The organism is Streptomyces sp. NPDC088116 (assembly GCF_044741745.1).
Lineage (GTDB): Bacteria > Actinomycetota > Actinomycetes > Streptomycetales > Streptomycetaceae > Streptomyces.
Genome location: NZ_JBIUTF010000003.1, coordinates 122872 through 136425, shown reverse-complemented (window position 1 = coordinate 136425; position 13554 = coordinate 122872). Strand labels below are relative to the sequence as shown.

Sequence of the window (13554 nt, the reverse complement as noted above, 5' to 3'; positions counted from 1 at the left end):
GATGCCTCCGACGAGCCTTCCCCGCCTCGGCCGTACGACCGTTCCCCCGCACGCGCTCGGATACCGGCGCCCGCCCGCCGAGACCGGCATCGTGCATCTGGGCCTCGGCAACTTCCACCGCGCCCACCAGGCCGTGCACACGGCGGCGGCGCTGGCGCACACCGACGGTCCCTGGGGCATTCTCGGTGTCGCCGGCCGCTCGACCACCGTGGCACGGGCGCTGCGTGAGCAGGAGATGCGGTACGCGGTCGTGGAGATCTCTCCCGGGCGCACCGAGGTCACCGTGCCCGCCGTGCACACCGGCGCGCTGGTGGCCGCCGAGCAGCCGGACGATGTCCTCGATGCCCTGGCGGCGCCCGGCACGGCTGTCATCACCATGACGGTAACGGAGCACGGGTACACCTTTTCCCCGCGTACCCATGGCCTCGATTTCGACGCTCCGGTGGTACGGGCGGACCTGCGGGGTGACGCGCCGCCGCGGACGACGATCGGGCAGATCGTCCGCGGGCTCCAGCGCCGCAGGCGGGCGCATGCCACCCCGGTGACCGTGCTGAGCTGCGACAACCTGGTGGGCAACGGGGACCAGACGAAGCGACTGGTGCACGAGTTCGCCGAGGCGCTCCCGGCGGCCGAACGCGACGACCTGATGCCGTGGCTTCAGAGCGCGGTGACGTTCCCCAGCTCCATGGTGGACCGGATCGTCCCCGCCACCACCGATGTCTACCGTGAGGCGGTCGCCGCGCGTCTCGGCGTACGGGATGCCGTACCGGTGCCGGCCGAGCCGTTCAGCATGTGGGTCATGGAGGACCGCTTCGCGGCGGGACGTCCGGGCTGGGAGCACGGCGGGGCGCTGTTCACGGACGATGTCGAGCCGTACGAGCTGCTGAAACTCAGGCTGCTCAACGGCACCCATTCGCTCATCGCCTACCTGGGCGCTCTGGACGGGCGGGAGACCATTCCGGACGCGATCGCCCGGCCGTTCATCGCCGACGCGGCGCGCAGTGTGCTGCACGACGAGTATCTGCCGAGCCTGACCGTGCCCGCCGATGTCGATCTCGACGATTATGTGCGGCAGTTGTTCGACCGCTGGGGCAATTCGGCCCTGGGGCATCGCACGCGCCAGGTCGGTTCCGACGGCTCGGTGAAGCTGCGCCAGCGGGTACCCGACCCCGCGCTGCTCCACCTTCGCGCGGGCCGTATGCCGCACCATCTGGCGCTGACCGTGGCCGCCTACTTGTGCTGCGTGGCGCCGCCGCCCGGTTTCTCGCCGGGGCCGCAGGCCGCCGCCATGGTGGATCCGGCCCGCGAGAGGCTCGCCTCGATCACCGGCCGGGCTCCCCTCGGCTCCCGTGCCGCCGACGCCTGTGGCGTCGAAGCCGTCCTGGCGAGCGGGCTGCTCGGCGACGGGCTCACGGAACACCCGGCCTTCGCCTCCCGTATCGCCGAACTCATCGGCGTCATCGTCCGGCACGGGCCGGCCGCGGCCGCGGCCGACGCCTTCGGTGCCGTTGCCACTGCGGACGCACGTGCCGTCGGTGCTGCGGAGGGGGTGGCACAGGCCGCCCGCTGACAGCGCTCTCTCCCCGATTCCCTTCCGATACCTCCCATCCATCCCATCCGCTCCCATCTCCTTCGCCCCACTCCGGACGCTCACAAGGACGTGAGAACGTGTTCGCTCCCGATTCGACCCGCGCCGCCGTACTGCACGGCCCGGGTGACCTCCGTATCGAAGACATCCCGCTGCGCGCCCTCGGCCCCGACGACGTGCTGGTCACGGTCGACGCCGTCGGGGTGTGCGGCTCCGACATGCATTACTTCGCCGACGGCCGCAACGGTCAGAACGTCCTGCGCCGGCCGACGGTGCTCGGCCACGAAGCCGCCGGGACCGTCACCGCGACCGGTTCCGGTGTGGCGCTCAAGGCCGGTACCCGCGTCGCGGTGGAACCCGCCGTGGGCTGCGGCACCTGCCCGACCTGCCGTTCCGGGCGCTACAACCTCTGCCCGGTGGGCGTCTGTCTCGGCTCACCCCCGACCGACGGAACCTTCGCCGAGTACGTCATCGCTCCCGGCCGCGCCGTACACCCGCTGCCCGACGCCATCCCGCTGGAGGTCGGCGCTCTGATCGAGCCGCTGGCCGTGGCGGTATGGGCGGTGCGGCGGGCGGAGGTCGAGCTCGGTGACCGTGTGCTGGTCACCGGAGCCGGCCCGATCGGCATCCTCGTCATGCAGGTGGCGCGGGCCGCCGGGGCGGCCGAGGTGATCGTCACCGACGTCAATGACGCCCGGCTCGCGCAGGCGCGTGAACTCGGCGCGAGCGCCGTACTGAACACCGCCGACCGCTTCCCCGAACTCACCGGTGTCGACCGGCTGTTGGAGTGCTCGGCCCACCCGGCCGCGCTCTGGCAGGGGCTGCACACCCTGCGCCCCGCCGGCCGGGCGACCGTCGTCGGGCAGGCCGCGCCCAGCGTCGACGGTCTGCCGCTCGCGCATCTCCAGCGCTGGGAGATCGAGTTGGCGACCGCGTTCCGTTACGCGCACGCCTTCCCCACCGCCATCGCGATGGCCGCCGACGGCCGGGTGGATCTCGCACGTGTGCTCACCGGACGGTTCGCGCTCGACGACGCGGCCGACGCGCTGCGCGCCCCGGTGAAGGATCCATCGCATCTCAAGGTCGTCGTCCGCCCCGGTGACCGGGCCGCCTGACACCCCGCAGAGCCTCGTACCGCACATCCCCTTCCCTTCTCACTTCCTCATCCCATCGTTTTGCCCTGCTCCGCACCACTTCGCTCCACTGCGGAATTCGATCCGTTCAAGGAGGCATGGATCATGGACAGCAACACCGCTCCCGCCGCGACACCGCTGCCGTCGCAGGCCGACGCCCCGTCCGGGGAACCGCCCGCCGACCCCAAGGCGGTACGGCGCGCTGCCTGGGCCGGTCTGATCGGCACCGCGCTCGAACAGTACGACTTCGTCATCTACGGCACCGCCTCGGCGCTGATCTTCAGTGACCTGTTCTTCCCCAATGTCTCGTCGTCCGTGGGCATCCTCGCCAGCTTCAGCACCTACGCCGTGGGGTTCGCCGCCCGGCCGCTCGGCGGGCTCTTCTTCTCCCGTTACGGGGACCGCCTCGGCCGCAAGTGGGTGCTGGTCGCCACGCTGTTGTTGATGGGCGGCTGCACCCTCGCCATCGGTCTGCTGCCCACCTACGGCCAGGTCGGACTGCTCGCCCCGGTCCTGCTGCTGATCTGCCGTATGGGGCAGGGCTTCGGCGCGGGCGCGGAGCAGTCGGGAGGCGCCACCCTGCTCACGGAGACGGCTGCCGTCGGACAACGCGGAAAGCTGTCCTCCCTGGTCATGGCGGGCGCGGCACTGGGTACCGCACTCGGCGCGGTGGCCTGGATACTCGCCCAACGGCTGTCCGACGACGCCCTGATGACCTGGGGCTGGCGGCTGGTCTTCGGCAGCAGCCTCGTCGTGACCGTCGTCGCCATGGTCATCCGCCGGAAGCTGAACGAGAGCCCCGTCTTCAAGGAGCTCGAGCAGCAGCGCGAACGGCCGGCGTCGCCGGTGAAGGAGGTCTTCCAGCACGGCCGGAAGCCGATGTTCCTGGTCCTCTTCATGAACTTCGGCATCAGCACGCAGTCGTACACCTACCAGGTCTTCATGGCCTCCTATCTGGTGTCCACCGTGGGAGTCGACAAGGACTTCGTGCCGGAGGTGCTGCTGCTCGGCGCCATCTGCGGCGGTATCGCGGCGATCAGTTTCGGTACGCTCTCGGACCGCTTCGGGCGCCGCCCGGTGTACACACTGATCCTCGGCGCGCTGGTGCTGCTGCCGGCCCCCACGTTCATCGCGCTGAACTCCGGGTCCAGGGTCGCGATCACCGTGGCGATCGTCGTCGGCTTCATCCTGGCCTGTCAGGGCGCCGTGGGCGTACAGATGAGCTACTTCCCGGAGCTGTTCGGGAACCGCTACCGCTACGCCGGGGTCACCCTGGGCCGGGAGTTCTCCTCCGTGATCGGCGGCGGGGTCGCGCCACTGATCTGTACGGCGCTGATCACCGCGTTCTCCGGCTCATGGATTCCGGTCGCCGTGTACATGATGCTGGTCACCACGGTCAGTCTCGTCGCGACCCGGATGTCGCCGGAGACACTCGACCGCGACCTCAACACGGCCGCCGACAGCACGGACCCCGCCGCGTCCCGGGCCCGGCAGGAACAGGCTCCGCGCACCGGCCCGTTGGAGGGTACGGCCCTCGACTGACCACGGGTGAAAGGTCGTTCGGGAGCCAGGCCCTCGTCCTCGGCACTCGCCGCGCCGACGGCCACCGAGTAGCATCCGGCACACACTGGAACAACGGAACACACACGGAACACACACGGCGCACACTCGGACAAGCGGGGAGGACAGGCTTTGGGGCGGCTGACCGGCGGAGACCCTTCCCTCCTTCGGCGGATCAACTCCGCCGTGGTCCTCCACTCCCTGCGGGGCGCCGGGTCGTTGACGCTCACGGATCTGACCCAGATCACGGGGCTGTCCAGGCCGACGGTCGAGGGTGTGGTCGAAGGTCTGATCGAAGCGGGCCTGGTCGTCGAGTCCGCGCCGGAGGAGGGCGAGGCCCGCAGGCAGGGCCGCCCGGCCCGGCGGTTCCGGTTCCGGGCCGAGGCGGGGCATCTGCTGGGTATCGAGATCGGGCCGCACCGGGTGGCGGCGCTGCTCTCCGGGCTGGACGGACGGATCGTCAACTCCGGTTCGCGGGAGGTCTCGGAGACGGCCGACGCGGACGAACGCCTGGAGCGGGTCCGTCTCGTCGTCGCGGACGTACTGCGGCGGGCGGGGGTGGCGCGCAACTCCCTGCGGGCGGTCGGTGTCGGCAGCCCCGGCATCGTGGAGGCCGACGGGACCGTCCGGCTGGGCACCGCGCTGCCCCAGTGGACGGGGCTCCCGCTCGGCGAACGGCTGCGCCGCTCGTTCCGCTGCCCGGTCCTGGTGGAGAACGACGCCAACGCGGCGGCCGTGGCCGAGCAGTGGAAGGGCGCGGCCACCGATTCCGACGACATCGTCTTCGTACTGGCCGGGCTCAGCCCCGGTGCGGGGGCCCTGATCGGCGGGCGGCTGCACCGCGGCTTCGGCGGGGCGGCCGGTGAGATCGGCGCGTTGCACCTGCTGGGGCGCGAGGTGACGCCGGAGACGCTGCTGTCGATGACGGACGAGCCGCTCCCCCCTCTCGACGAGCAGGCGGTGGCCAGGGTCTTCGCCCATGCCAAGGAGGGCGACGCGAGCGCCTGTGCGGCCGTCGAGCGGTTCATCCAGCGGCTGGTGCACGATGTGGGGGCGCTGGTGCTGGCGCTGGATCCGGAGCTGGTGGTGATCGGCGGCTGGGCGGCCGGGCTCGACGGCGTACTGGATCCGCTGCGCGACCAGCTGTCCCGCTACTGTCTGCGCCCGCCTCGGGTGACGCTCTCACTGCTCGGGGAGGCCGCGGTGGCCACGGGCGCGCTGCGGCTGGCCCTCGACCACGTCGAGGAGCAACTGTTCGCGGTGGAGGGAACGGTGACGGCCCGCCGCTGAGCGACGGGCCGTCAAAAGTGCGCCGTTACGGCCCCCGGCCGCAGAAGGGGGCCGGCCCCGCCGAAGCAGGCGTCCTTCTGCGGCCGGAGTGCCCTTTCAGGAGACCGGGTCAGGAGACCGGTTCAGGGGACCAGCCCAGGAGACCGGTCCAGGAGACGGTTCAGGATGCCTCGCGCTCCTGCGGCTGGTCGCTGATCTCCAGGTCGCCGGAGTCCCCGAAGGTGAGGCGGCAGGTGTCCGCACGGTACGTGGCCACCGAGACGGCGGCGATACGGCCCTCGACGACATAGCGCGTCGTGACGACCAGGACCGGGGCGCCAGGGAGCCGGTCCAGCTCCCTGGCGTCGTCCGCGCGCGCCGAACCCAGCTCCACCGCGCGCTTCTGGCCGTCGAGGCCGAGACGCTGGAGTTCACGCAGGACGGCGCGGGCGCGGGCGGGTCCGGACGGCGCGTCGATGGCGGACAGCTCGGGCACCGACGAGGACGGTACATGCAGCAACTCGGCTGCCACCGACTGGCCGTGCGAGACCCGGATCCTGCGGACCGTGTGGATCTCTTCCCCGGTGTCCGTCTCCAGCAGCCGGACGACGGCGGCGGACGCGGGCGCCGTGACGGAGTCGAGCGGACGCCAGGAGTCCTGGGTGGCGCCCGGCCATTCGTGCCGGACCGTGGAGACGTCCACTCCCAGCCTCGGCGGGGCGACGGTCGTGCCGACACCGCGGCGGCGCTGGAGCCGGCCTTCCAGCTCCAGTTGTTCGAGCGCCTGCCGGAGCGTGGCGCGGGCCACACCGAAACGGGCGGCCAGCTCACGCTCGTTGGGGAGGATCTCCCCCACCGCGAAGTCCGAGTCGAGTGCTTCGCCGAGCACGTTCTTGAGATGCCAGTACTTAGGCTCCGGCACCGATTCCAGCTGCGTGGTCCCCACCCTGCTCCTCCGCAATCGCCGTCTGTCCGGCGGGTTTTCCTTGCCCTTATTTATTAAAGGTCCTTGCACTAACTAGCGACCATAGGACCGCGCATCCCCTTGGTCAAGACCAATAGTCCGCCCACCACCAAGGGGAATCGCACTGCGGAGTCGTTCCTTTACAGAACGTTCGTACCGGGGTGACAGACGCGGCACAAACCCGAGCACCCCCACCCACTCCGGTCCGCTTTGTTCACGCGGGGTTAGTACTCCGGCCGCCGCCGGGCGTTAGGCATGGCATTCACAGCCCCGGCTCTCATCTGCCCAGGAGATTCCTCGATGTCGCACGACCCCCAGAAATCCTCACTCCCCTCATCGGCCGCCGACGCCCCTGCCGCCCCCGGCCGCCGCGGCGTGCTGCGCGGTTCGCTCGCCGCGTCGGCGGCGCTGGCCCTGCCCGGTGGCGCCCTTGTCGCGGCCGCCGCTCCGGCGCAGGCCCTGTCGGGACGGCCGCGCGCCGGCTGGGGCGTACAGGCAGGCGATGTCACCTCGTCCAGCGGACTGGTGTGGGTGCGGTCCGACCGGCCCGCGCGGATGATCGTGGAGACCTCGTCCACCGAGTCGTTCCGCCGCGCCCGCAGTTGGCACGGCCCGCTGCTGGGCCCCGGCACCGACTTCACGGGGACGGTCCCGCTGCACGGCCTCCCGGCGGGTGAGCAGGTGCACTACCGGGTGACGCTCGCCGACCCCGAGGACCCGCGCCGTACCGGCGATCCGGTGTACGGGACGTTCCGTACGGCGCCCACGAAGCGCCGTCAGGATGTGCGGTTCACATGGTCGGGCGACATCGCGGGGCAGGGCTGGGGCATCAACCCGGACATCGGCGGCTACACCGTCTACGACGAGATGCGCCGGCTCGACCCGGACTTCTTCCTGTGCAGCGGCGACAACATCTACGCGGACGGGGTGATCGAGCCGAGCGTCACGCTGCCCGACGGCCGCGTCTGGCGCAACATCACCACCAAGGAGAAGTCCAAGGTCGCGGAGACCCTCGCCGAGTACCGGGGCAACTTCCGCTACAACCTGCTCGATTCCAACGTCCGGCGTTTCAACGCCGCGGTCCCCTCGATCACCCAGTGGGACGACCACGAGGTGCGCAACAACTGGTACCCCGGACAGATCCTGGACGACGAGCGCTACACCGAGAAGAACATCGATGTGCTCGCCGCCCGCTCCACGCAGGCGTTCCGCGAGTACTACCCGATCTCGACGCTGCACGCGCGCGGGACGGACCGGCGCGTCCACCGGGTGGTCAACCACGGCCCGCTGCTCGATGTGTTCGTCCTCGACATGCGGACGTACCGCAACGCCAACTCCCCCGGGCGGCAGAACGACGACACGAACGGCATCCTGGGCGCCGAGCAGCTCCAGTGGCTCAAGCGTGAGCTGTCGCGCTCGCGCGCGATGTGGAAGGTGATCGCCGCCGACATGCCGATCGGCCTGGTCGTGCCGGACGGTACGGCGAACATCGAGGCGATCGCGCAGGGCGACCCGGGTGCCCCGCTCGGCCGGGAGCTCCAGATCGCCGACCTGCTGCGGTACATCAAGCACCAGCGGATCACCGGCACGCTGTGGCTGACGGCGGACGTCCACCACACGTCGGCACAGCACTACCTGCCCGAGCGGGCCGCGTTCAAGGACTTCGAGCCCTTCTGGGAGTTCGTCTCGGGCCCGATCGCGGCGGGCCAGTTCCCGGCCAGCGCCCTGGACAACACGTTCGGCCCGGACCGGGTCTTCGTCAAGGCACCCGAGGGGGAGAACCTCTCCCCCATGGAGACGCCGCCGCTCTTCGGCGAGGTGGAGATCGACGGCGGCAGCGGGGAGCTGACCGTCCGGCTGCGCGAGGAGGGCGGCACGGTGCTGTTCAGCAAGGTGCTCCAGCCGGGCAAGGTCGGCCAGTAGAGGCCGACCGCCTCCGCGTGGGCGCTTGGCCGCCCGCCGGCTCCCCGCACCCTCGGCTTCCGGGCCCGGACCGCATGGTCCGGGCCCGGGGCGCATGGTCCGGGCCCGGGGCGGTGAAGGCCATCGCACGGGCAGGCCGCCTGCCCCCGCCTGTCGCGCGCCAGATTGCGTCGCTGAACCGATCACTCCAAGCCAAAAATCATAAAAAGTGGTCCAAATAGGACCAGATCCATCCTTAACCCATCAGTCACAAACCGTTCGTGATCACGCAACACCATTCCGTCAGAGTGAGGTCATGACCAATGTGACATCTGCGAAAAGTGCCCGGCGCCCCCACCACTGGCGGCGGGACCTTGTCGAACTGGCGGCCCTCTTCACCGCCGTGGCGGTCGCCGACGCCGTGGCAAACATGATCGTGCACGGTCCCGACGGAGCGTTCCTGCTGGTCGTGTCCGCCGCGGTGCTGACCGCCACCGCCACGTTCCACACATGGTGGGCACGGAGGCACAGTCATGCCCCTCCGGCGTCCGGCGCGGGCGGGTCCGGGTCCGGGTCCGGCGATCCGGCTTCGCACGGCACTCCGGCCGGGTCCGCCGCGTCGCCCGCTCCGTCCGCTCCGTCCGCAGGGAACGCGAGCCGAACGGAACCGGCGGCCCTGGTCGATCCCGCGGACACCACGCTCTGGCGGATGCGCACCACCGTGCGCGACGAGCCCGGCAGTCTCGCGGCGCTGTGCACCACCTTCGCCACGCACGGCGTGGACATACTGACGCTCCAGACCCATCCGCTGGCCGAGGGCACGGTCGACGAGTTCCTGCTGCGCGCCCCGGCCGCGCTCCAGGCGAGGGACCTCACCCGCGAGGTCTCGGCCGCCGGTGGCAGCAGCACCTGGATCGAGCGCGCCGACGCCCACGACCTGGTGGACACCCCGACCCGGGTGCTCGGCCTGGCCACCCGTACGGCCCTGGACACCGCGGAACTCCCCCTCGCACTGCGCCAGTTGCTCGGCCGCTGCACCATCCACTACCGGCCCGCGGCATCGGTCACCGGACCCACCGCCGGTCAGAGCGCGCCCGTCGACGGCGCGCTGGACGACACGGAGATGCGGCTGCGCGACCCGAACGGCGGCAGCATCACCGTCGAGCGCCCGTATCTCCCCTTCACGCCCACCGAGTTCGCCCGCGCCCGCGCGCTGGTCGAGCTGGACACCCGGCTCGGACCTCGCATCCCCCGCAGCAAGGACGTCCTCACCCTCCCTCAGGGTGAGGAGATCACCGTCCGCCGCGCCGACCAGGACGATCTCGACGCGGCGCGCGCCATGCACGCGCGCTGCTCCGACCGCACGCTGAGCCTGCGCTACCACGGCCCCCTGGACGACGCCGACCGCTATCTGGACCATCTGCTCAGCCCGCGCTACGGACGTACCCTCGCCGTCCAGACCTCGTCCGGCCAGCTGGTCGCCCTCGGGCATCTGCTCTGGGACGGCGACGAGACCGAGGTAGCCCTGATCGTCGAGGACGCCTGGCAGCGGCGGGGCATCGGCTCCGAGCTGCTCGGCCGGCTGGTGGCCCTCGCCGTCGAGGCCCGCTGCTCCAGCGTGTACGCGGTCACCCACGCGTCGAACACGGCCATGGTCGCGGCGATGCGGGATCTCGGGCTGCCCCTGGACTACCAGATCGACGAGGGCACGCTGGTCATCACGGCCCGGCTGGACCCGGCGGCGGTCCGGACCCGTACCGAACGGGCGGACCGCGGCGAGCGGACCGAGACGTACGAGAGGGTCGGCCGGACCGAGACGTACGAGCGGCACGAGCAGGCGGATCGCTGAGGGAGCGGCGGCCCACCCGCCTTCACCGTCGACCCACTCCGCTCGGATCCCGACGCACCATCCGCCGCCCCCGGCCCGGCCACCGCGCCCGGCCGGGGGCGGCGCCCGTCGGTCCCCCGTCCCGTACCCCGTCACCCGAATCCGTCGGATCGGGGCCTCGGCCGCGCCCCGATCCGGCCAATTCCCGGCACCACCACACCGCGGCGCCCCCCGGGACCCGATCCGACCTTCCCCGGCCGGAGGCCCGGCGGCCCGTGGTACAGGCCCCCGCGCCGGGCACCCGGCGTTCGGCGATCCTCAGACTCCGGGACTCCGGACAGGACCTGGCACCCTGATCGGCCATCGCCGTGTGCGGGGCAGCACGCCGATGTGACGCGGACCGCTCTCTTGGAGAGGATGTCGGCATGTCAGACACAGCCGGCAGCGCGCTGCCCCGCCAGGTCGCCGACGCGTACGTCGACGCACTCATCGCACTCGATCCGATCACCGGAACCTATCTCGGTGTCGCGGAGAGTTCCGGGCGTCTCCCCGATTTCTCCCCGGCCGGTCAGCAGGCGCTGGCCGACCTCGGCCGCGCGACACTCGCCCGGCTCGACGAGGCCGAGAAACTGCCGGGCGCGGACAGCGACGCCGAGCGGCGCTGCGGCCGGCTCCTGCGCGAGCGGCTCACCGCCGAACTCGCCGTCCACGACGCCGACGAGGGGCTGCGCGGGGTCAGCAACATCCACTCCCCGGTGCACCATGTCCGCGATGCCTTCAGCCTGATGCCGACCGGGACGGACGAGGACTGGTCGGCGATCGCCGAGCGGCTGCGGGCCGTACCCGCCGCGGTGGAGGGGTTCCGGGCCTCGCTGGCCCTCGGCCTCGAACGGAAGCTGCCGGCCGGCCCCCGGCCGACCGCCACCTTCATCGGCCAGCTCACGGAGTGGGCGGGCGAGGACCGTGGCTGGTTCGAGGAGTTCGCCTCGGCCGGCCCGGACTCCCTGCGTACCGAACTGGACGGCGCTGCCCGGCTGGCCACCGCGGCCGTCGCGGAGTTCCGGGACTGGATGCGCGACATCTACGCGCCGGCCGTCGAGGGCGCGCCCGACACCGTCGGCCGGGAGCGTTACGCCCGCTGGTCGCGGTACTTCAACGGTACGGACCTCGACCTGGACGAGGCGTACGCGTACGGCTGGTCCGAATACCACCGGCTGCTCGCCGAGATGAGGACCGAGGCCGAGAAGATCCTGCCCGGCGCGGGCCCCTGGGAGGCGCTCGCCCACCTCGACGAGCACGGCGAACACATCGAGGGGGTCGACGAGGTCCAGGCGTGGCTCCAGGGCCTGATGGACGAGGCGATCGAGGCGCTGGACGGCACCCACTTCGAACTCGCCGAGCAGGTACGGAAGGTGGAGTCCCGGATCGCCCCGCCCGGCGGAGCGGCCGCGCCGTACTACAGCAGCCCGTCCGAGGACTTCTCGCGCCCCGGCCGCACCTGGCTGCCCACCATGGGCGCGACCCGCTTCCCCGTCTACGACCTGGTGTCGACCTGGTACCACGAGGGTGTGCCGGGCCACCATCTCCAGCTCGCCCAGTGGACGCTGGTCGCCGACCGGCTCTCCCGCTACCAGGCGACCGTCGGGATGGTCAGTGCCAACGCGGAGGGCTGGGCGCTGTACGCGGAGCGGCTCATGGACGAGCTGGGCTTCCTGCCGGACGCGGAGCGCAGGCTCGGTTACCTGGACGCGCAGATGATGCGGGCGTGCCGGGTGATCGTGGACATCGGCATGCATCTGGAGCTGGAGATCCCGGCGGACTCGCCATTCCACCCGGGCGAGCGCTGGACGCCCGAGCTGGCGCAGGAGTTCTTCGGGAACCACAGCGGCCGGCCGGCGGACTTCGTGGAGAGTGAGCTGACCCGCTATCTGTCGATGCCGGGCCAGGCGATCGGCTACAAGCTGGGCGAGCGCGCCTGGCTGCTCGGCCGGGAGAACGCCCGCAAGGCACATGGCGACGCGTTCGACGCGAAGGCGTGGCACATGGCGGCGCTGTCACAGGGCTCACTGGGCCTGGACGATCTGGTGGACGAGCTGTCGAAGCTCTGATCCCCGGCGGCGGTGGTACGACGGCGGCCGGGCTCGGCCGACAGGCACGGGCCCGGCCGTCGTCGTCCTCAACTGCCGGAAAAGCTTTGCGAGTTACTGACGTCACTCCCGCCACCAGCCGCGCAGCACCTGCTCGGCGGGCTTGCCGTGCGGTGTATAGGCCAGGCGCCGCGCGGTCTCGCCGCTGTCCGGCCAGTCGTCCCACATCCACCAGCACACCCCGGCCCACCACGGCCGGCCGTCGAAGGCTGTCAGCAGGGACTGGTAGGCGGCGGACTGCTCGTCCGCCCCGGCGCGCCCGCTGACGGTCCAGGAGTACGGGGCCGCGGCGGTGCCGTGCTGGCTGACGTATCCGGCCTCGGTGAACAGGATCTTCCTGTCCTGCCGGGCGGCGAACGCGGCGAGTTCGGCGACGATCGGTTTCCAGCCCTTCGCGAGGCGCGCGGGGTCGGTCGTGGCGGAGTCCGCCAGTGGCCAGTACGCGTCGATGCCGATCAGGTCGAGGGAGGTCCAGAACCGGACGCGGGCGTACTCGTCGTAGTTGGCGGCGTAGGTGAGCGGGCCCCGGTAGGCGTCGCGCACCGCGGCGATCACCTTCGTCCAGCGGCCGCGGTCGGTGGAGGTGCCGGCCAGTTCGGTTCCGACGGCGAACTGTTCCACGCCCATGTCCTGGGCCAGCGCGGCGTAGTGGGTGATGAAGCGTTCGTACGCGGTGAACCAGGCCTCCCGGTCGGCCGGCCGGATGCCGGCCCGGTCGCCGCCGTCCACCAGGTCCACATGCGGTTTGAGCATCACCTTCAGCCCGGCGGTGTGGGCCAGGCCGACGATCCGGCGCACGCTGCGGTCGCTCGCCGTCTCCTCGGTGGTGTGCATCGTGGAACGGCCGGTCCCGTCCTGGTACCAGGTGGGGGTGAAGACCACCCACCGGGCGCCGGTGTCGGCGATCTGCCGCAGATAGGTCCGGGCCTCGGGCCGTTCGTAGTCGTCCGTGTTCCAGGCGGGCAGCGTGATCCCGCGTACCGCTTGCGACGGCTCCCCGCCGGGCGTCGGGGAGCCGGTGGGGCCGCCGGGACGCGGGGCGTGCGGGTCGTCGTTCCCGCCGGCCGAGCATCCGGTCAGGACGGCGACGGCGGCGGTCACCGCCGCGGTCGCCCGCCTCAGCGCTTTCATCGGGGCAGAGCCTTTCTCGGGCGTGGCCCGGG

9 protein-coding genes are annotated in these 13554 nt (G+C 71.5%); 7 read left to right on the top strand and 2 right to left on the bottom strand.

Going from position 1 to position 13554, the window contains the following annotated elements; genetic code table 11:
• Position 1: 1 nt before the first annotated feature.
• From ACIOJD_RS13060 to ACIOJD_RS13045, 4 genes are all read left to right on the top strand, one after another.
• The gene (locus ACIOJD_RS13060) at positions 2-1570 is read left to right on the top strand and encodes a mannitol dehydrogenase family protein (protein ID WP_401912008.1); all 1569 of its coding nucleotides are present in this window, start codon (positions 2-4) and stop codon (positions 1568-1570) included.
• Between the two features lie 98 nt (positions 1571-1668).
• Positions 1669-2703, top strand: a complete 1035-nt coding sequence (locus ACIOJD_RS13055; protein ID WP_401912006.1) for an NAD(P)-dependent alcohol dehydrogenase — start codon at positions 1669-1671, stop codon at positions 2701-2703.
• 123 nt (positions 2704-2826) lie between these two features.
• Positions 2827-4263, top strand: a complete 1437-nt coding sequence (locus ACIOJD_RS13050; protein ID WP_401912004.1) for an MFS transporter — start codon at positions 2827-2829, stop codon at positions 4261-4263.
• A 150-nt stretch (positions 4264-4413) separates the two neighbouring features.
• Entirely contained in the window at positions 4414-5571 is a 1158-nt protein-coding gene (locus tag ACIOJD_RS13045) for an ROK family transcriptional regulator (RefSeq protein WP_401912003.1), read from the top strand.
• A gap of 160 nt (positions 5572-5731) precedes the next feature.
• Here ACIOJD_RS13045 and ACIOJD_RS13040 read toward each other — a convergent pair whose 3' ends face one another.
• Positions 5732-6496 carry a GntR family transcriptional regulator gene (locus ACIOJD_RS13040; RefSeq protein ID WP_401912002.1) on the bottom strand — a complete coding sequence of 255 codons (765 nt, stop codon included), beginning with the start codon at positions 6494-6496 and terminating at the stop codon, positions 5732-5734.
• Between the two features lie 318 nt (positions 6497-6814).
• On the opposite strand from ACIOJD_RS13040, the gene ACIOJD_RS13035 reads away from it, so the two are divergent.
• The 3 genes from ACIOJD_RS13035 to ACIOJD_RS13025 all read left to right on the top strand — a co-directional run bounded on the left by ACIOJD_RS13035 (position 6815) and on the right by ACIOJD_RS13025 (position 12352).
• The gene (locus tag ACIOJD_RS13035; RefSeq protein ID WP_401912000.1) at positions 6815-8437 is read left to right on the top strand and encodes an alkaline phosphatase D family protein; all 1623 of its coding nucleotides are present in this window, start codon (positions 6815-6817) and stop codon (positions 8435-8437) included.
• A gap of 295 nt (positions 8438-8732) precedes the next feature.
• Positions 8733-10265: a GNAT family N-acetyltransferase gene (locus ACIOJD_RS13030; protein WP_401911998.1), complete on the top strand. Its 1533-nt coding sequence runs from the start codon at positions 8733-8735 to the stop codon at positions 10263-10265.
• Between the two features lie 404 nt (positions 10266-10669).
• On the top strand, positions 10670-12352 hold the full coding sequence (locus ACIOJD_RS13025) for a DUF885 domain-containing protein (RefSeq protein ID WP_401911996.1): 1683 nt from the start codon (positions 10670-10672) through the stop codon (positions 12350-12352).
• 102 nt (positions 12353-12454) lie between these two features.
• Here ACIOJD_RS13025 and ACIOJD_RS13020 read toward each other — a convergent pair whose 3' ends face one another.
• Entirely contained in the window at positions 12455-13522 is a 1068-nt protein-coding gene (locus ACIOJD_RS13020) for a glycoside hydrolase family 113 (protein WP_401911993.1), read from the bottom strand.
• Between the last annotated feature and the right edge of the window lie 32 nt (positions 13523-13554).